Genomic DNA, 20,316 nt, shown 5'->3' with positions numbered 1-20,316 from the left:
CGTAGCGGACTGAAAAATAGATCCGAGATGATAAAGGGAAGTGTAAGAATTGCATATACAGATAGCTGCTGTTGGTAAGCTGAAGGAAAAGTACTTAGTGCTTGGCATAGCGGAATATGCCAAGCGGTTAGGGCCTTACGTGAAGCTTACGCTCACGGAAGTGCCCGATGAGAAGGCGCCGGAGACGATGAGTGCGGCGGAGGAAGCGATTGTGCGCGAGCGAGAGGGCGAGAGGCTTCTAGCGCAGCTGAAGCCTGATGCGCATGTTGTCGCGCTCGCGCTGGATGGCGAGCTCTGGTCAAGCGAGGATCTCGCGGGCCAGCTCGATAAATTAGCCACGTATGGGCGCAGCCACGTGGCTTTTGTTATTGGCGGGAGTACGGGATTGTCTCCCGCTGTGATGAAGCGCGCCCAGCAGAAGCTGAGCTTTGGGCGCATGACCTTGCCGCACCAGCTGATGCGTCTGGTGCTGATTGAGCAGATTTATCGCGGAGTGAAGATAAATCGGGGGGAGCCTTATCATAAGTAGGGCGAAAAGTTAGCATCGGAATCTTAAGGTATTTACGTTATTTTTAAAGATAATTAGGTGTTAGATTGAATGCTTAATGGTAAAATATTCAAAATAAGTTGGATCATAAATATAATTGGACGTGAGAATATGTCAGTAGTAACTGGAATTGCAGAAAAAATAATTTCGCAAGGGTATTTTCCTAAAGAAATGCCAAAAGAATTTACTTCTCTTGATATAGGTGGGCATGTTAATACGTTTGACTTATCAAAAGAAAAATTAACAAAAAGGGGGCTTAATAAATGGAGTAAATTAATAGATATTTCTTACCCTAAAACTGATAATTTTCGAAGAACAATCTCAGTACCACATCCCTTACACTATATATTACTAGCTAGACTGCTGGAAGAAAATTGGGGCGAATTAAGTGATCATTTTAATAAATCACAATACTCACTGACTACTCCCAAGGTAAATGACAATGAGCCTATTAAACCAAAATTTAAAATGGAAGAAAAAATAAATAGAAGAATAACTAATCTGGTGACAAGAAAATACATTTTGAAGGCTGATATTACAAGATACTACCCAAGCATTTATACTCATTCAATTCCGTGGGCACTACATACTAAAGAAGTGGCTAAATCAAATACAAAAGATGAAAATTTAATTGGCAATAAAATAGATACATTAGTTAGGAATATGCAGGATGGACAAACTATCGGCATACCCATTGGTCCAGTTACCTCTTTGATAATTCAAGAGATAGTTGGTACCGCAATTGATGATGAATTTAAGAGGGAAATCGGTGACAGTTTAAGAGGGTTTAGATATACGGATGATATGGAATACTATTTTAGTTCTTCTGAAGAAGCAGAGAAAGCACTTAATGTGTTACATAAAGTTTTAAAAAGGTATGAATTAGATTTAAATGTAGAGAAGACAGCAATTATAAAAATTCCCCAGGGTTTAGAACCAGAATGGCTATATTATTTCAGAAAATTTAAATTTAGATATATAAGAGATAACAAGCAAATTGCTATAGCTATGCAAAGAGATGATTTGAAAGAGTATTTTGGTAAAGCATTTAAGTTTAAAATTGAGACTAATGAAAAAGGTATATTAAATTATGCAATAAAAAATCTCAGAAAAATTGTAATAAGTAAAGATAATTGGGATCTATTTGAATCCCTAGTTTTGCAATCAATTCTCGTAGATTCATCAATTATTCCAACTGTTTTTGAAATTATTGAGGGTTATAAATATAGAGGATACCCTATAGATATTGCTAAGCTTACAGATTTTATAAATGTGCTTATTAAGGATAATATAGAACTAAAAAATGAATTTGAGGTGTCATGGGCACTTAGCTTCGCTAGCAAATTTAATTTACGTATTGTTGAAGATGTAAGCAATCTTTTGTTGAAAAATGATAATGCATTAATAAATATTCTCGTTATGATTTTACATACTAAAGGGCTTTTGGATGGGGTTTTAGACTTTTCTTTCTATGAGAGTCTATTAACTCAGGAGAGTCTTTATGAGAGTAGCTGGCTCTTTACATATGAGTGTTGCAACCAAGGTTGGCTGGGTAAAGATAAGAATACAGTTTTTATAAAGGATGATAAATTTTTTGAGCAACTCATACAGCATAATGTTTCTTTTATTAACCCAAATTATTCAATAGTGTTGGAGTATCTTAAGAAATCCATGATTACATTATGCATGGAATATTATAAATCAAAAGATAAACTTTTATCTGCAAATGAGGTTTTATTGGAAGTTATAAGGGAGTACGCTTTTTCATTTGAAAACGAATTATTCCAAGAAATACTTCATCTCTTAGAGATAAAAATTAATGAAACGGAAGAAGAGACAGAAGAGGACCAAGAATCGAAAGAAGAGACAGAAGAGGATCAAGAATCGGAAGAAGAGACAGAAGAGGATCAAGAATCGGAAGAAGAGACAGAAGAGGATCAAGAATCGGAAGAAGAGACAGAAGAGGATCAAGAATCGGAAGAAGAGACAGAAGAGGACCAAGAATCGGAAGAAGAGACAGAAGAGGACCAAGAATCGGAAGAAGAAACAGAAGAGGATCAAGAATCGGAAGAAGAGACAGAAGAGGATCAAGAATCGGAGGAGGAGATAGAGGAGAACTGGATATCAAACTTCCTGACGACAAATATAAATAAGACACTTAGAATAAGATCATTCAGAAGTGAGCGAGAATATTAGAAGAATTATGTACTCTGGGTTGTCATGTTTTCGTCCTACAAATGTTACGGAGAGCCTTATCATAAGTAGGGCGAAATTTCTGGTATTAACGTTTTGCTGAACTTAGAAAGTCGCTCTAATATGTTACGGTGAAAAGTAGCACAAATAATTCCACCTTACGTAGGATACGAGCGATCATACGTAAGGTGGAATATTTGTATTGTTATTGTATTGAACCTAAGGGATATTCAACAAAGAGCTCCATTAGGAGCTTTATAGCAGGCATTGTAAAGGGTTCAATACTTTTTGCTAAAGAGAGCCATGTTATCAGTATGACCTCATCACTATCAACTAGTGTGAAAGTTATCGTAAGGAATGAACTATGGTGCCATTCTGTATATTTAGTTAATAGTTTTATTTATCCAATCGTCAAACACGACTGCTTTATTTTCCTCTGATAAGACAAAAAGAGAAGTTTTCTCAGAGGAATTCTCTCGTTCAATATGGCTATATAGTTTAAGGTACTCCTGACCTTTATATAGTCTATTTTTCGATCTAAGAGTTCTTGCGACGGGGATAATAGCTACTTTACCTCTTTTACCATCAAAGTAACCGAGTTCCCAAGGCATCCATTTAGACTTTTTGGAATTAGACGAAGCTGCAAAAATTAAGCAACCACAACTATCCATAGTTTGACGCATTATCTGTGCGGTTTCTTTAGTTACATCCTTATGGTTTAAATTATGATCTACGATCCAATCAACATAAACGGTATAGTTTAATCTTTCTAACTCTTGCTTTAAACCGATTATCTCTAGTTGGTCTAAATAGCTATGTGACAGGAATATATCATAGTAATTTAGTCGTTCCTTTTTTTCATCCCGATTAATATAACTGCTCGCTGATTCGTCATTGAGATAGTCTTCAGCTTTTTGGTACAGTTCAAGAGTGTTAATTGTCCCTTCATACATGTTAGTTACTAGATTAAGAATCTCATTTAATAAATTATCTTCTACGCTTCCAACTTTATCTCTAACTGATTTTTGTGGAATTGATACTGTCTTTGATAATAAAACCATCGAGTCATGTTGGAGGCCAGAGGAATTATTAGATAAAAAGTATGCATTTTTCTTTTCATTTATAGCAGTTGTGAGGGGGGCTACTATTAGCCCGCTTTGTGATACATTTAAAATGAGGACAGGTCGCAATTTTTCTAATCCATCAATGGAACCGAATTTTGATAAATAGATTGAACCTCTTTGCATATCATCCCGCCTTCTTTAAATGCCCAAGGAGGAGAGAATCTCATCCGCCATTGTGCGATAATCTAAACTAGTCAGTAGATTATAGTTTTGATCTTTCGAGAAATCATTAATTTTATCATTCCAATTACTTTGATTCATCTTACTAGCAATTTCTGACGAGCGTCCTCCGACAGATCCAATTAAGAATACAGGAATGCCTAATTTTCTAGCAAGTTCTATTTCTTCGTCCACACCTGGTTTCTGATCACTAGGTGTTTTACCGCCAATGACTACTAATGCAACTGCATCCTTATCATTCATCATTGATTCTCTCATCTTAGTCAAGCTTTTAGCTCTTGAATCATCGACATTCTCAGTTGATAAAATAGTAGCTTGGCCTGTTAATTCGCTAACAGTAGCCTGAGTAATAAAAAATTTAGAGATATACATATGAACTGCATCAACAAAGTCATCAGGTCGCTGAAGTTTTGCCAAATCTAATATTAAATGTTGAAAGGTTGGGTGACTTCCAAAGATAACAGTTCCCCCCTTATCAAAGGTAGATTTTGTAAATGCATGAACTGCATTGGTTATGTATTGTTGATAATCCGGTTCACAATCTGGGAATGCACCAGAAATAATAATACCTTTTTTCTTAGTGACTATTGGATCTGGAGTCAAGTATCTCTCTAAAGAGGTTACATATTTATCTAAAGAATCAATATACAATGGCAAGGTTTTGTCATGATCCTTTGGGGATAATGGTCCTAGCAACAAAGCGGAATCGAAGTAGTGTCCTAGTGTGGGATGTGGATGGAAACCAAACCCTCGTACCAAGTTATCAAATCCTGTATAATCATTTTCTTTGGGATTTCTTCCAAAGAATTGAACCAGATGAGTGAGGGGGCGCTCCGGATACCAGAACCCTTTAGGCTTTCTTGGTATGCTGACTTGGTAAATCATAGACTTTTTATTAACTTCTGTAATAGAAATTTCATTGGTCGCAGCAATCTTTTTGATTCTTCTTAATTGATCCATAACTCCTAAAGCATTATAACTTGATAATTGAAATGCTTTATGAATAATGTTATCAACAATGTCTGGTGTATCAATAAGTTCCTTCTCCAGTAAATCTGGATATTCAAAGTGGGGCTTAAATGCGGGAATTACTGGAAGTTTAACTCTAGACTCATCATCTCGGCCAATTCTAACCCAAACGATAGGAAGACACAGAACTAAAGCTAACCTTAACTCTTTTGCAACCCATTCAGATTCTCCTGCGAGAGGAGTATCAATAAAAACAACAACATCGCTTTTATATAGGTTTTCTTCTATTTTTTGTTGAGCATTTTCACCTGCTCTGATATTAATTAAATCTCTGAATACTTCTACATCCATTGATCGTCTTCTAAATTCATTATCTAAAGCAGCTGCTATCTTTTCTCCATCAACTCGTCGATGACTAATGAATAAATCGATTCTATCCATTGCCATAGTAGGCTTGAGTTTAAATACAACTAGGCGAGCAAGAGCGAATGCCACAGTTGAAATATTTTCATAACTTAATCGTCTTTGTCTAAGCTGATCAACAACTTCAAAACTTTGGAATTGATTTAGTGAGGTCATTGGATATCTTGCAGCTTCTGTTAGCGCAATTGGAATTATCTCGCTACCAATTTTAAGAGCGTCCTCAATGAAGTCCTTTACATTATCAGAGTATTCCTGGTCTACTCTATTAAAGATAATTATTAAATCATCGCTTGTTAATGATGTGGATTGCAAACTCATTACGCTTCGCAATCTAGTAGTATCCACATATTCTTCTATTTCATTCTGAAAGTGTTGGCAAAAGTCTTCACTTATAGGATCAATCCCAATCGTTAACCCACATTCAATAATAATGGCACGCACACATAAATCCTCCCACTTATTCGTATCATATCCACATCTTATCACTTTTTGGTATAATACAACAATAAGTAATGAGGTCTTTAGAAATACAGTCAGGGGGGATAAACTTAATGAACAAAAGGGTATTCTTTAGTTTCCATTATCAAGATGTAGCTGATTTTCGAGCAAATGTCGTCAGATTACATCGAACCACAAAAACTCAGAATGCAGGTTATTTTGATGCTTCAATATGGGAGACTGCAAAAAAGACGGGGGACGTATCATTAAAGAGATTAATCAATGGGGAGTTGAATAATACCTCTATAACTGTAGTATTAATAGGTAGTGAATCATATTCAAGACGATGGGTTAGATATGAGATCATGAAAAGTATTAGTAAAGGCAATAAACTTATTGGTATCCACATAAATGGAATCGTAGGAAAAGATCAAAAGACAAAAATATTGGGGCCAAATCCATTTGATTATTTAGGATATCAATATAGTGAAGATGGGAAAAAATTATACCTTTTTGAAGCTGTAAATGGTAAGTGGGCCAAATATGGTGATATAGAAACATATTCCATACAACAAGTAAGTTCACAGCATAGAGGGAAATTCTACAGATTGTCCAAAAATTATTCAGTCTATGATTGGGTTAATGATGATGGATACAACAACTTCCCTAGCTGGATATTATAACATCAATTGAAAATACTAGAATTATAAATTTGATTAATTTAATTATTCTGAAGAACAACATACTCATGAACTATTACTAAAATTTTCGGGGGCGAATAAAATGTTTGAAGCAATGAATACTTCATTAACAGTATTTGTATCTTATTCACATAAAGATGAGGAAATAAAGAATGAATTATTAGAGCACCTTTCGTTACTTAAACGGGAGAATCTTATTCGTGAATGGAATGATAGATACATATTAGCTGGAGAGGACTGGAACAAGGAAATAAATGAAAATCTGAGAACATCTCAAATTATTCTACTACTAGTAAGCTCAAGTTTTATCAGTTCGGAGTTTTGTTGGCATAAGGAAATGTTAAAGTCCTTAGAAAGGCATAATTTGAGAGAGACTTGCGTTATTCCAATTATAGTTAGACCTTGCGAGTGGAAGTCAGCACCATTTGGAGATATTCAGGCACTTCCAAAGGAAGGGAAGCCTATAACAACTTGGGTAAATAAAGATGAGGCATATTTAAATATAGCCGAAGGAATAAGAGATAGAATTCGTCTTTTGGTAAAAAATGACGAATTTAATGATAACACAAGTGAAACTTCTAAGAAGTATAGTCAGCACAATAAAAACACCTATCTACAAGTACTTAATAGAGAGTATGGGCTGGATTGGTTAAATGGTGCATTGAGAGAAACACCAATGAAATTGAATTTTATGGCCAATTACCCCAAAAAAATTGAAGAATTGCCTAGTAGGGGAGATGCTTTTTTTATTTGCATAAAGAATGAGAACAACAACTTGGTAGCTCAATTGCATGGGAGGGTAGACAGTTGCTCATCTTATAAGCCGATTCAGGAGATTATTTCTGAATCTATTGTTGGTACTGCTAATTATGGATTTACCACACAGAAAGAGTTTGATAATTACATAAATAAACAAAAATATCACAGTGACAAAGTGTTTTGCGTAACTTTAAAAGATTTAGAATATAAGGAATTAATTATTATGGAAGGGCTGAGTAAATTTAAAGATTTAAAACAGAGTTTGTATTTACTTAATAAAGGAGTGGACACAATTATTAGTAATGGTCGTATTTTTTTCGAGAACTTTAATGATCTATTAAACGAAATAGATACAAAAAAGTCGAATCCAAACCTTGAGCGTGTTGAATTAAAAAATATGGACTTTTTCTAAAAAGAATTACGATACCTTTGAAATACATTACTTAGAGACCATATTGTAATGAAGGATCATTCAATTTAAGGCTAGATTTCTATCAATGATATATCAAATGAGAGATAGTTGTTAATTCAGGAATAAACACTGTCTGAATTTCGCCCTACAAATTATATGGTGAAAAAGTACCAGAAGTAATTTTGCCTAAGCCTTATTTTAAGTAAGCAAAAGGGTCTGGGTTTATTGGCAATTTGTTTCTATATGTATACTAGTTAGTATTGTTCATTAATCATATATGGGTTAATCCCATGATGGAGGGTTTGGCATGGCTGAAAATAATCCAAAGGTATTTATAAGTTATTGCCAAGAAAGTATTGAATTTTCAGATAAGGTTCTTAAATTTTCAAATAAACTAAGGAATGAAGGTATAGATACAATCTTGGATCAATATGAAGAATCCCCTAATGAAGGGTGGCCAAGATGGATGGAGAATTCAATTAATGAATCAGAATATATAATATTAATTTTCACCCAAGAGTACCTAAATAGGCTATCGGGCAAAGCAGAAAATGGAGTAGGTAAAGGCGTTAAGTGGGAAAGTAATATTATTTACCAGCATCTATATAATGATGATACTTTAAATGATAGATTTATTCCGGTTGTATTTCAGTCAATTGATATTGCTTTTATTCCAATGCCTCTTCAAGGAGTTACCTACTACGATGTCTCAAAGTCTGAAAAATATGATAGTTTGTATTGGCGGTTAAGAGGGACAAGTAAAAATAAGAAACCTCAGCTGGGTGAATTAAGACCATTGCCAGCAAAAGAAAGAAAATCCTTATTTATTACTACGCCAATTGATATAGAATCATGGGATAAGGCTATCTGGAGGGGGGCTGCATTTCTCATGGACGTTAATGATGAGGAGCCTCCATGTTTATTACTACCATATGAAAAAGAATACTACGCAAAGAAAATATTCAAAGATTGGATATCTATTTATGGTAAGGAAGATAAGAATGACGAACTGAGGGTAGCTATTATTGAAGGTGATATCCCTGGTGAAGGAACGGGATATACAATGCATATTAGCTCTAATATTGATCGAGCGGCTAAGAGAATGGAAGTACAGGGATTTGAATTTGACGAAAGCCTACTATTGTCAATTTCAAGAATGCAGCGAGCTATTCCTACGGATAATTTTAAAATGTTTAATATGTTTAAAGCACGTTATCAAAATCATAAAAAATATTTTTTAATGCCTGCTGTATTTGACGAAAAGAATCGGAGAATTAAGCCATTGCCTGAATATAAAATATTAAAGCAGGAATTAATTTTTAGACATGTTAGTGAAATTGGGGAGCATGATATAGATGTAGTGGTTATTCAAAAAAACAAGCCTTGGAGAAAGATTTGATCGAGCTAGTTGGATTGCATGAATAGATTCTAAAGATCGGGACAATTATGTTGAATTATATTAAACTGCTATTTTGGGTGCCTTTTAATTTCGCCTTAAGAATGATAAGGTGAACCATATCATAAATAAGGTGAACTATTTTGAACAAAATTCTTATTTGACACTGAATAGCACAATTGGGTTAGGGTGAGACTTAACATAGATAATATTCAAACAGATCAAAAAGCCGATTCTTCCTTCTGGGAGAATCGATTTTTCGTTAAAGGGGCTTGTTGGAATTACGGAAAAAGAACTTCAAAAAGAATAATATTCAAACTAAACTGAAATAGGGTGGGAGTATGGATAAAGAATATAAATTAGCTAGCCAATTATTAACACTTCTTGATACGGAACAAAGATGGTTTACCTTGGCCGAAGTTGAGAAAAGTCTAGGAATCTCAGATAAAACCATACGTAAGATGGTTGAAGAGATAAGCAAGCGGCTGCCACCTGATATTACCATTGAGGTGACTAGAGGAAAGGGAGTATTTCTTCGACGTGATGGACGAGGGAAGACGATTAGTGAGGTGGTTTCTTTTATGCTCAGACAAACCACCTTTTATCGGCTGATGAATCTATTGTTTACCACTGACGGACGGTTCTCAGTAGAGGAGCTTGCTGGTGAAATGTTTATGAGCACCTCGTCTTTGAAGAAGTTGATTGTAAATTTAAATAATAATGATCTGAAGCCGTATAAGCTGCACATTACTTATTCCAGCCCTAAGATCAAAGGGAATGAAATGAATATACGGTATTTTTATTGGAAGTTGTATTGTGATGCCTATGACTTTACTGGATGGCCCTTTGAGAATATTGACTTTGCTTATATTAATGAGTTAATCACAACTATAGAGAATGAGAAAAATATAGTTTATTTTATCAATTCCAAAAGGAAATTATCCTTTTTGCTGGCGATTGTAGTCGATAGAGTTACGAGAGGGAAATGTGTAAAAGTCGACGAGGTCAGTTATCCCTGGGAAAAAGGGATGTTTTATTTGCCGGTGAAAGCTCTTGCAAAGAGCCTAGAAGAACAGCTTTCTATAGCATTTCCTGAAAGTGAAATATTTTTTATGCAATCACGAGTGAGACTCAGCCAATACCATTATTACGAAGGATCGGAAATGACACCGATAAAAGAATTCGAATTATACAAGGATAAAGAAGAGTATCAAATGGGTAATCTGCTTTTTACATTACTGGCAAAGGTATATCCGAATATGGATATGGAAGAACGATTTACATTGGAGGTATATGACTTCATTGACAAGCTTTTAATGGATAATGCCATTCCTGAATGGATGATGATTTCAAAAAGCAATTTATCGACATATGTTCAAAAAGAGTGCCAGCAGATATATCAAGAATTGCAAGACTGCATGAAAACGTGGAATGAAGCTTATCCTTCTGTCCTGTATAATGATTTCCATTTAACAAAACTAACCTTAATTGTTCGTTCAAGCTTACGGTATAAAAGAAAAAAGGCATTCTTAGTGATCGGTGAAGAATTTTCGATTCGCCATTACATAGCGGATTTGATTAAAAAGGAAATTGGGGATCAGTTGATCGTTAATACTTCCATTATGAAAGGACTAACCGACGAAATGGTGCAGCAGCATCAAATCGATTTCGTCATTAGTAACTTCCCGGTTTCATTAAAGACAGTACCTGTTGTTACTATTTCTACGATTCCATCTAAAAGAGACCTGGACAATATTCGTAAAGAATTACTTTTATAATTTGACCAATTATTTTCCGTACCCTACGTAAGATTTTGGTCTAGTTTGCGATGATAAAAAACCTTATGCTCAAAGCAGGTTCTAAACGATTAAGGCTGATCTTCCTTAAGGAAATTCGTTTGGAAAATACTAAAGCATCTATTTTTCCGTCGGTAAAATGGAAGCGATTTCGGAAAATCTGAGTGCAGTATTCAGATTATTGGAGGAAACCATATGAGCAGGCATTTAGGTGCAAAAAAAGGAGAAATAGCAGAACGTGTTTTGCTTCCAGGAGATCCTTTGCGTGCAAAATTTGTAGCAGAGAATTTTTTAGAGGAAGCCTATTGCTATAACGAAGTAAGAGGTATGTATGGATACACTGGGTTATACAAAGGTGTGCCGGTGTCGGTTCAGGGGACAGGGATGGGCAATCCATCGATGAGCATATATGCAACGGAACTGATCATCGATTACGAAGTGAAGAAATTGATTCGCATTGGCACATGTGGCGCGATGCAAGAAGAAGTAAATATCCGTGATATTGTATTAGCTCAAGCCGTGTCTTCAGACAGCAATCTGACGGATAAAATTTTCCATGGCTGCAATTATGCGCCTACGGGCGACTTCTCATTGTTAATGAAAGCATATCAACACACACAAGGTAAGCAAGCGAAAGTCTTTGTTGGCAACATTTATAATTCGGATGAATTTTATCGTGAAACGTTGGATCGACTTCACAAATTTATGGACTTTGGCGTATTAGCAGTAGAAATGGAAAGCACATCGCTCTATACTTTGGCTGCTAAATATGGTGTAAAAGCACTGTCCATTTTGACCGTGGGCAGTCAATTATTAACGCAGGAGCACTTAACTCATCAAGAAAGTGAACAGTCCTTTTATGAAATGGTAGAAGTAGCTCTTAATACAATCATTGATGACACTAGTTTATAGGTTTAAGGGTTAGGAAAAGAGAGTGAGAAAGAAATGAGAGTAATTCTGTCCGGATTGCAGTGGATGATTTTTATGATCGCAGGCGCAATTGCTGCACCAATTGCTATCGCAGATTTATATAACTTAACACCCATTGAGACTGCTGGACTCATCCAGAGTACCATTATTACTTTGGGGATAGCGGGCTTTTTACAAGGCCTGATTGGTCATAAACTTCCTATTCATGAAGGTCCGGCAGGGTTATGGTGGAGCATTTTTACCATTTACGCGAGTTTAGTGGGGGTATTATATTCTTCTAACATTGATGCTCTGCAAGCTTTAAGTGGAGGAATGATCATTAGCGGTGTCTTATTTATCCTCATTTCAGCCTTTAAGCTAATGGATAAAATAGCCCGATTATTTACACCAACCATCACTTTTATATATTTACTGTTATTGATCTTTCAATTAAGCGGTTCTTTTATGAAAGGGATGATGGGAATTACATCTAGCCATACGACGTTAGATGTTAAAGTGTTTTTGCTTAGTGTGATTGTGGTTTGCATTACCTTTTGGTTAGGGAGCTGCCGCATTGCGTTACTTCGACAATTTTCTGTGATCATTAGTATATTGTTAGGTTGGCTATTATTTATAGTTTTTGGTAACACACCGGTTTTTTCACAAGCAAAAAACCTAGTTAATCTACCCGAAATGTTGCCATTTGGATGGCCGCGATTTGACGGTGGGACCATCACTACAGCGTTGTTATTAACACTGCTGTTAATAACCAATGCGATTGCATCCATCCGGTTGATGGAAACCGTGATAGAGCAAAAGCAATCCACGGATCATCGCCGTTATTGGCGTGCTGGAATTATATCCGGAATTACACATTTTGTTGGCGGCTCTTTAGGGGCGATTGGCTCGGTGCCTATCTCGGGAGCAGCGGGATATGTTGAACAGACAGGTATGAGAGAGCGTAGGCTGTTCTTAATAGGGTGCAGCTTAGTGATCGTTATATCCTTGTTTCCGCCAATTATGAATGTCATATCCGGCATTCCAGCTCCGATTGGCTATGCTGTTACATTCGTTATTTTTGTGAAGATGGTTGGAATATCGTTGAGGGAATTGCGAAAGGTCATTCATGAAGAGCGACCTTTTATTGTTAGTGGAGTTTCCCTGCTAGTGGGTGTGGGTTTAATGTTTATCCCTTCATCAGCCACAATCCATTTATCTCCGATCGTGATCGCCATTTTAAATAACGGGTTAATATGCGGAAGCCTGTTGGCGATTATTCTGGAACAGGGGTTCATGTGGAGGGAAAAACAGCGGAGTAAAGTAAAAACAATAAACAAAAATTTGGAGGGGTAAAGATGCATTATCTCATCTCTGTTGCTGGTCTAATTCTTGTTCTAATACTGGCATGGCTTGCAAGTAATGATAAGAAAAAGATTAAATATCGACCAATTATTGTCATGATTGTGGTTCAGATTGTTTTGGGAATACTTCTACTAAAAACGAGTATAGGGGAATTATTAATTAAGGGCTTTGCCAATAGTTTTGATAAATTACTGGGATATGCAAATGAAGGGATTAACTTTATTTTTGGTGGAATGGCAAACGAAGGGGCACACACGTTTTTCCTCTTTGTATTGATGCCTATCGTATTTATGTCAGCGATTATCGGGATTCTGCAACATTATAAAATACTGCCGTTTATTATAAAGTATATTGGTCTGGTCCTAAGTAAAATAAATGGTATGGGAAAATTGGAATCCTATAATGCGGTTGCGGCTGCCATTGTCGGACAAAATGAAGTGTTTATTTCGGTGAAAAATCAACTCGGATTATTGTCTAAGCAGCGTCTGTACACATTATGTGCATCAGCAATGTCGACGGTATCCATGTCAATCGTTGGTTCCTATATGACGATGCTGGAGCCTAGATATGTTGTAGCTGCATTAATACTAAACCTATTTGGCGGTTTTATTATTGCATCCATCATCAACCCATATGAGGTTAAACCTGAAGAGGATATTGTTGAAGTTCAAGAACAAGAAAAACAAACGTTTTTCGAAATGCTGGGTGAGTATATCATGGATGGCTTTAAGGTAGCCGTCGTGGTTGGGGTTATGTTGGTTGGTTTCGTTGGGTTAATTGCTTTAATTAACGGCGTTTTCGCTGGAATATTCGGTATCTCGTTCCAAGAAGCATTAGGTTATGTCTTTGCACCAATCGCATTTGTTATGGGTGTGCCATGGTCTGAGGCTGTTAGTGCAGGCAGTATCATGGCGACCAAATTAGTGGCGAATGAATTTGTGGCTATGCTTGATTTTGTAAAAATTCAAGACGGCTTTAGTGATCGTACGACAGCCATCGTCTCTGTATTTCTAATCTCATTTGCTAACTTTGGGTCCATTGGTACAATCGTGGGTGCCGTAAAAGGCTTGAATGAAAAACAAGGGAATGTGGTTGCTCGGTTTGGATTAAAGTTGTTATATGGCGCGACACTTGTAAGCGTTTTATCAGCCATCGTTATCGGAATCATATTTTAGTTGAGTACAGCTAAAATAGAAGGAGCATTAACATGAAACAAACACCTCGGTTTAAGCGGATTTTCGTCATCGTTATGGATTCTGTAGGCATCGGTGAAGCTCCGGATGCTGAAAAGTTTGGGGATACAGGATCACATACATTACGGCATATTGCAGAAAAAATGAATGGGCTGCATGTTCCTGTTTTATCTAAGTTAGGGTTAAGCCATATTGACCAAATACCCGGAGTACCCAAAGTAGAGCAGCCTTTAGCTTATTTCACCAAAATGCAGGAGGCTTCGAACGGGAAGGATACAATGACTGGACACTGGGAGATTATGGGCATAAAAATCGATGTTCCTTTCAAAGTGTTCCCTGAAGGATTCCCAGTCGAATTAATTAACGAATTAGAACAAAAAACGGGACGAAAGGTTATTGGGAATAAGCCAGCTAGCGGTACAGCTATTCTGGATGAACTTGGGCAAGAGCATATGAACACTGGCGCGCTCATTATCTATACTTCAGCAGATTCAGTAATTCAGATTGCCGCTCATGAAGAAGTTGTTCCTTTGGAAGAACTATATCAAATCTGTGAGATAGCTAGAGAGATTACGCTACGTGAGGAATACATGTTAGGCAGAGTGATCGCCAGGCCATTCCTCGGAGAGCCTGGAAAATTCAAGAGAACATCGAACCGTCATGATTATGCCTTGAAGCCTTATGGAAGAACCGTGATGAATGAGCTCAAGGATGCTGGGTTCGATGTATTAGCGATTGGCAAAATCTCAGATATATATAATGGTGAAGGTGTCACCAAGTCTTTGCGCACAGTGTCGAACATGGATGGCATGGATAAACTCATGGAGACCATTCATACTGATTTTACAGGACTTAGCTTTTTGAATCTTGTTGACTTTGATGCACTATATGGACATCGTAGAGACCCGATCGGGTATGGGAAAGCGCTAGAACAATTTGATGATCGATTAAATGAAGTTCTTGCCGAGCTGAGCGAAGATGATCTTCTCATGATTACAGCAGACCATGGCAATGATCCCGTTCATGCGGGTACAGATCATACCCGTGAATATGTTCCTTTACTCCTCTACAGCAAGAGTTTCACTCAGCAAAGTGAGTTACCTGTAAGTAAGACATTTTCGGATATTGGGGCAACGGTTGCAGATAACTTTGATGTGAAAATGCCGCAGTATGGACAGAGTCTCCTACGGGCGCTTAAATAAACTTGATCTGGAACCGCCTGCCCATTTTAACTTAAGGGAGTATTACCCTACAGATGACCGACATCTGCGAACCGAAAAAACGCTAAAACGCTACTGACATTACGTTGTCAGTAGCGTTTTTGTATATTAGGTGTATGCGAATAGCGCAGTGTTTTGGAGATAGGGTGACCTTTCTCATAATCTTATTATAGAGGTGGAATTTATTCATGAGTAATATCAAATGGGAAGTGGATCCGGACCACAGCTCCGTCGAGTTTTCGGTGACGCATTTAATAATTAATAAAATTAAAGGAGTATTTGAGCGTTTCCAAGCGATTTTAAGTTTTGATCCCAACGAGTTAACAATCATGGGTATTCAGGCTTCCATAGAAGCAAATAGTATCACAACTCGTCAAGCACAACGAGATGAACATTTGAGGAGCGACGACTTTCTTCATGCTGACAAGTATCCAACTATTGTGTTTCAAAGCACCAACTGCATCTATGCTGGCGAACGGCAGTATGAACTTACGGGCAATCTAACTCTGCATGGAGTCACCAAACCTGTCACTTTTCATACCGTTTTTGAAGGACTAAACAAAGACCCTCGCGGCCGGGAACGTGTAGGCTTTCATTCAACAGCCAGTTTTGATCGTAATGAATTTGGTTTGAAATTCAACTCGCCTCTTGAAACGGGTGGAATTATTATCGGAAATGAAGTGATAATCGAACTTTATATTGAGGCAATTAAAATAAATTAGAGATCCCAAAGACCATCCTTTTATCGGGATGGTCTTTGTTCAAAAGCTAGCCGTTGCAGACAAAGCGGAGAACCATGCCATATGTGACGGCGAAAAGCTTTGTTGTGAAAAGTTGGAGAGAACAAGGCTATATCTCTAACATTGCAACCGTCAATTCCAAAATTCAGGTGAAAAGTAGGTAGACTCAGGACAAGCGATCACTATAATGGAAATAAGATACATTTATAGAACCAATCTATAAGATATAAACAAGAATCAGGTTGAGTAAAAAAGTGATTAGAGGAGGCGATCTCGTGGGAAGATCATTTGCGAATTTGCATATTAAGTCGAAAAACCTTGAGAAGACTGTCGATGCATTAAGAGAGCTAAGTGAAGGGCATGACACAGTATTAGGCAAGCCAAATAATGAGGCTCAAGAGATCAAAGTCGTCATGTACATTAGCAAAAGTAACGAAAACTGGATTAGCGTGCTGCACGATTATTTTGTATGGGGTACGGTGAAGGAGGTTGGCAAAACATTGTCCCGGCTTATCGAAGAGCCAGTGATGACCGCCGGATATATGAATGAGGAATTATTTGAGTTGTCGTTGTTCGAGAATGGAGATATTAGGGCCGAAAAAATCTTTTGTGAACAGTGGATGAGGGATGAATATGAACAACTCAAAGAAGAGCGTATTAATGATGACTACCTGCGGAAAGCATTGGATATCCGTAATGAGGATTTTGACGACTTCATTAGCATTACGAGTCCAGTACAAGCTGTAGATAAGCTGTCAGAACACGTGAAAATGTCTTTATGGAGTGATTCGGAGTGGATACCGCACGAAGAATCTCTCAGAAAACAATTTGGGAAATATGAATTTTGAAAAGAATTTTCCATGAAGTACATCCGACTGCCAACAGCGGCAGACTTAATAGTCCAAATAGGGGGAGTATTCATGTACATTGTATCTCGGCCAAAACCGCTGTCAGATGGTCAAAACCAAGCACTTGCAAAGGAAGACGCCGCTGTTTATCCACCGGGCTACCTCCGGTTTTTGCGGCGATTTGGCGAAGGGACTTACAGAGGTTGGTTGAATGTTCAGCTGCCGGATACGGAGGTGCTTAAACCCTTTGCTGAGTACGGGTTATGGGAGCATGACGAAGACAGCCCCATTACTGAGCAACAGATCGGTGAGTGTACCGTTATAGGCACAACAGTGGACGGTGATTTTCTGGCCGTGCATCCCCAGACGGCTTTACTTCTCTGGCTACCTCGGCATGCGGAGCACGTTAAGGCGATTTCGCTGCAGGATCGGGAGCAAAAAGACGAAGGGATGTACGCCTTGGTGCTGGACGAAATATATCGTCAGGTGTATGGAATCAGTCAAGAAGAAGCTGTCTATTATGAACCGTGGACAGGTACTCGGAGCCATCTCTTTTTACGTTTGCCACAAGGGCAGGATCAGCTTTCGCTACCCGATTTGGCTGGGATGTGCCAAGCAGATTTTCCACCGGATTTGTCCATTGAGACCCCATATGCATGCTTCCTGTTCTACCGGCAACTAGGTGGCTATGTACGATTGAATTATGCTTACCAACAAGAGGTGGCTGTTTTCTATGAACAGGATGTAAAGCAGGCGTTTGCCGTTATGGAGCAGTGGCTCTTGTCAAAAGGGTGCGAAGCAATTTCAGAAAATAACAGTTGAACTAGGTGTAGGAGCGATTAATAAATGATAAATCTAAAAGATATCGGGAAGTTCGAGGATCTGCCGGAAATCGCGATGCACATTTACAAAGGGAATATTCCTGCTTTGCAAGCTGCAATTACAGCAGGCTGGGATATTGAAGCTGGCATCATACTCAGCAAGCATACCACCTTAAGTCCGCTTGATCTGGCGCTTATATTGCAGCAAATGGATGTTGTAAAGCTGCTGGTAGCGCATGGCGTCAACCTGAATGTCAATCATAATCCGGCCTTTTTGCGAGCGGTTCGCTATTGCAAGGAAGACATCATTCGCTACATTGCAGCGCAAGGAGCCAAGCTGGACAAGCTCAATCGAATCGGGTCCGGCGCTTATTCACAGGCCTACTATGGCAACAAAAACAATATCCCGCTCATTCATGAGCTGGGATTAGATATAAAGTTGCATGGCGGTGCTGTATTGCGTCAAGCTGTATCGGATCATGACTATAAGTCACTCACCTATTTGCTCGATCATGGGGTGGACATCAACTATAATAAACCGGATATGGTCTATCCTTATCAAGCGACTCCATTAACCGTTGCAGCGCGTATGGGTAATCTGGCCATGGTCAAATTTTTGATCGAACGCGGTGCGGACGTGACTTTTGCGGAAAAGGACGGCGAGCGCCCGTATACGATTGCGGTCAGCAATAAGAATACAATCTTGGCTGACTATTTGAAATCGCTGGAGCCGGCAGAGCTTCATAATATGGAAAATAAAAAGTTTGAGCTAAAAAAATATAAACTGACCGATGAACTGGTCAGCTTTCTTATTGGAGACAAGCTGCGCCTTGAGCTTGCGCAAAATGAATATAAAATCGGGTATATCGATTTTTTTACATTAACTGATACGATCGAGATGAAAGTTGGCAGGCAAAAGCTGTTGCGTCTGTCAGCCGATATCGACAATTACTCTGATCTGCAGCTAGTATGGAATCCGAAGAAAAAAGGCTTGGTAGGCTGTTATGACGTGGAGCACCAGGAGTATGCGGATTTGTGCAGCTTTACAGAGTTCCTCGTGCAGCCTGAAATGTACCTCATTAAGTTTCTTGAGGGAGAGTTATAAATAAAGAATCGCTATTGGTCACATTAGTAAAGGAGAAAGTGTACAAAGGAGATTAACTTATGAAGGATGCGTTAATGGAGAGATTAAAGAATTTCCTTCATCGGGAGGATAATAGCACACTAGTAGGCATTCCGGCGAGCCAAGAGGAAATTGCTAAGGCACAGCAACGGCTGAATGTAAGCTTTCATGAAGATTACGCACATTTTATAAGGACGTTTGGCGGAGCATATGCAGGTCTTGCGGTACATGCATTCTCTAACGGTTCTAGTTTCGGAAATGAAACGGTTATTGATTTGACGTTGGAGTTCCGAGAGCAATTCAAGGAGCTTCCCTGCGCAGAGGTTTTACGAACTAGTTATGTTATTTCTATGGATGGTTCCGGCGACCCGATAATCATCGATCGGTCAGGAAAGGTACACATCTGTTATCACGATACCGGGGAGTTCAAATTAGTAGCGGATTCATTTGAGTTGCTGGTCGAGGAAAACTTTTATGAGTGGTGATTAGTCCAACTCGGTAGACACATTAAGGCGAACCGTAACATAAGTAGGGCAAAATCCTTTCGAAAAGCCATTCGAAGCATAGTAATAGCGCTCGCTGTATTAAACCTATAGTCTCGAACCACCTGTTTAACTACGAGGGTGGTTCTTTTTTTTGTTTGAGGAGCATCATCATATGCTGCCGTATCCTCGTGACCATTGGACAAACGTGCTTTTTTTTCCTTGTCCACATTTATACCTTACCAAAATCTATTAATTTGCATTTAATGAACGATACCAATATCAAGGAGGTTTTGGAGATGGGAAATAGAAGACCTACGGGTTACGACCCTGTTCAGATATTTAACTCCACATCGTTTAATGCATTTGGAAAAGTTGAATATGCATCCATCTTTTGTAGTGACGACAATTATGCGGTTCAGCGTGACGAGACTTGGACGGCTTCTAGCCGTGGAGTTTGCTTGGTGACTAGAATCACCGCAACGGTTAGAACACCGAGTGGAAATATTGAAGCGGAACCGTATACTTCTTCCGGCACTTCTTTCAGCAAGTTTGCCATTATACAAGTAGGGGTAAATAAGTTCCAAGTGACGCGTGTTGTGAGTACAAGCAGACGCAAGTAACATCCCAAACGGGGCATGATCAAGAATAGGTTATAAAAATGAAAAGACGACAAGCCA

At 38.2% G+C, this 20,316-nt stretch carries 18 protein-coding genes; 16 read left to right on the top strand and 2 right to left on the bottom strand.

What is annotated here, in order from left to right:
- The first annotated feature begins 49 nt into the window (after window positions 1–49).
- Window positions 50–529 carry a 23S rRNA (pseudouridine(1915)-N(3))-methyltransferase RlmH gene (rlmH, locus tag AC0VYE_RS33895; RefSeq protein WP_339205773.1) on the top strand — a complete coding sequence of 160 codons (480 nt, stop codon included), beginning with the start codon at window positions 50–52 and terminating at the stop codon, window positions 527–529.
- Between the two features lie 69 nt (window positions 530–598).
- Window positions 599–2,743, top strand: a complete 2,145-nt coding sequence (locus AC0VYE_RS33890; RefSeq protein ID WP_475445275.1) for an RNA-directed DNA polymerase — start codon at window positions 599–601, stop codon at window positions 2,741–2,743.
- 380 nt (window positions 2,744–3,123) lie between these two features.
- Here AC0VYE_RS33890 and AC0VYE_RS33885 read toward each other — a convergent pair whose 3' ends face one another.
- Window positions 3,124–3,987 carry a type II toxin-antitoxin system PemK/MazF family toxin gene (locus AC0VYE_RS33885; RefSeq protein ID WP_475445274.1) on the bottom strand — a complete coding sequence of 288 codons (864 nt, stop codon included), beginning with the start codon at window positions 3,985–3,987 and terminating at the stop codon, window positions 3,124–3,126.
- Between the two features lie 15 nt (window positions 3,988–4,002).
- On the bottom strand, window positions 4,003–5,877 hold the full coding sequence (locus tag AC0VYE_RS33880) for an SLOG domain-containing protein (protein ID WP_475445272.1): 1,875 nt from the start codon (window positions 5,875–5,877) through the stop codon (window positions 4,003–4,005).
- A gap of 110 nt (window positions 5,878–5,987) precedes the next feature.
- On the opposite strand from AC0VYE_RS33880, the gene AC0VYE_RS33875 reads away from it, so the two are divergent.
- The 14 genes from AC0VYE_RS33875 (at window position 5,988) to AC0VYE_RS33810 (ending at window position 20,259) form a co-directional block, all read left to right on the top strand.
- Window positions 5,988–6,557 (top strand): TIR domain-containing protein, encoded by a 570-nt coding sequence (locus AC0VYE_RS33875; protein WP_475445270.1) that lies wholly within the window; start codon window positions 5,988–5,990, stop codon window positions 6,555–6,557.
- 100 nt (window positions 6,558–6,657) lie between these two features.
- Window positions 6,658–7,746, top strand: a complete 1,089-nt coding sequence (locus AC0VYE_RS33870) for a toll/interleukin-1 receptor domain-containing protein (RefSeq protein ID WP_475445268.1) — start codon at window positions 6,658–6,660, stop codon at window positions 7,744–7,746.
- Between the two features lie 307 nt (window positions 7,747–8,053).
- The gene (locus AC0VYE_RS33865) at window positions 8,054–9,145 is read left to right on the top strand and encodes a toll/interleukin-1 receptor domain-containing protein (protein ID WP_475445266.1); all 1,092 of its coding nucleotides are present in this window, start codon (window positions 8,054–8,056) and stop codon (window positions 9,143–9,145) included.
- Window positions 9,146–9,483: 338 nt separating this feature from the next.
- Window positions 9,484–10,920 (top strand): helix-turn-helix domain-containing protein, encoded by a 1,437-nt coding sequence (locus AC0VYE_RS33860; protein ID WP_475445264.1) that lies wholly within the window; start codon window positions 9,484–9,486, stop codon window positions 10,918–10,920.
- A 213-nt stretch (window positions 10,921–11,133) separates the two neighbouring features.
- A complete protein-coding gene (deoD, locus tag AC0VYE_RS33855) occupies window positions 11,134–11,850 on the top strand; it encodes a purine-nucleoside phosphorylase (RefSeq protein WP_475445262.1) in 717 nt (238 codons plus the stop codon).
- Window positions 11,851–11,883: 33 nt separating this feature from the next.
- Window positions 11,884–13,200, top strand: a complete 1,317-nt coding sequence (locus AC0VYE_RS33850) for a purine/pyrimidine permease (protein ID WP_475445260.1) — start codon at window positions 11,884–11,886, stop codon at window positions 13,198–13,200.
- 2 nt (window positions 13,201–13,202) lie between these two features.
- Entirely contained in the window at window positions 13,203–14,384 is a 1,182-nt protein-coding gene (locus AC0VYE_RS33845; protein WP_475445258.1) for a NupC/NupG family nucleoside CNT transporter, read from the top strand.
- A gap of 32 nt (window positions 14,385–14,416) precedes the next feature.
- Window positions 14,417–15,604 carry a phosphopentomutase gene (deoB, locus tag AC0VYE_RS33840; protein WP_475445256.1) on the top strand — a complete coding sequence of 396 codons (1,188 nt, stop codon included), beginning with the start codon at window positions 14,417–14,419 and terminating at the stop codon, window positions 15,602–15,604.
- Between the two features lie 206 nt (window positions 15,605–15,810).
- Window positions 15,811–16,344, top strand: coding sequence for a YceI family protein (locus AC0VYE_RS33835; protein ID WP_475445254.1), 534 nt, complete (start codon window positions 15,811–15,813; stop codon window positions 16,342–16,344).
- Window positions 16,345–16,637: 293 nt separating this feature from the next.
- The gene (locus AC0VYE_RS33830) at window positions 16,638–17,210 is read left to right on the top strand and encodes a hypothetical protein (RefSeq protein ID WP_475445252.1); all 573 of its coding nucleotides are present in this window, start codon (window positions 16,638–16,640) and stop codon (window positions 17,208–17,210) included.
- A gap of 72 nt (window positions 17,211–17,282) precedes the next feature.
- Window positions 17,283–18,032, top strand: coding sequence for a hypothetical protein (locus AC0VYE_RS33825; protein ID WP_475445250.1), 750 nt, complete (start codon window positions 17,283–17,285; stop codon window positions 18,030–18,032).
- A gap of 24 nt (window positions 18,033–18,056) precedes the next feature.
- Entirely contained in the window at window positions 18,057–19,136 is a 1,080-nt protein-coding gene (locus tag AC0VYE_RS33820) for an ankyrin repeat domain-containing protein (protein WP_475445247.1), read from the top strand.
- Window positions 19,137–19,195: 59 nt separating this feature from the next.
- Window positions 19,196–19,639: an SMI1/KNR4 family protein gene (locus AC0VYE_RS33815; RefSeq protein ID WP_475445245.1), complete on the top strand. Its 444-nt coding sequence runs from the start codon at window positions 19,196–19,198 to the stop codon at window positions 19,637–19,639.
- Window positions 19,640–19,935: 296 nt separating this feature from the next.
- Window positions 19,936–20,259 (top strand): hypothetical protein, encoded by a 324-nt coding sequence (locus tag AC0VYE_RS33810; protein WP_076266536.1) that lies wholly within the window; start codon window positions 19,936–19,938, stop codon window positions 20,257–20,259.
- Window positions 20,260–20,316: the final 57 nt, after the last annotated feature.

The sequence above is a fragment of the Pristimantibacillus sp. Z349TD_6 genome (assembly GCF_056173205.1).
This window is presented reverse-complemented; position numbering and strand designations above follow the sequence as displayed.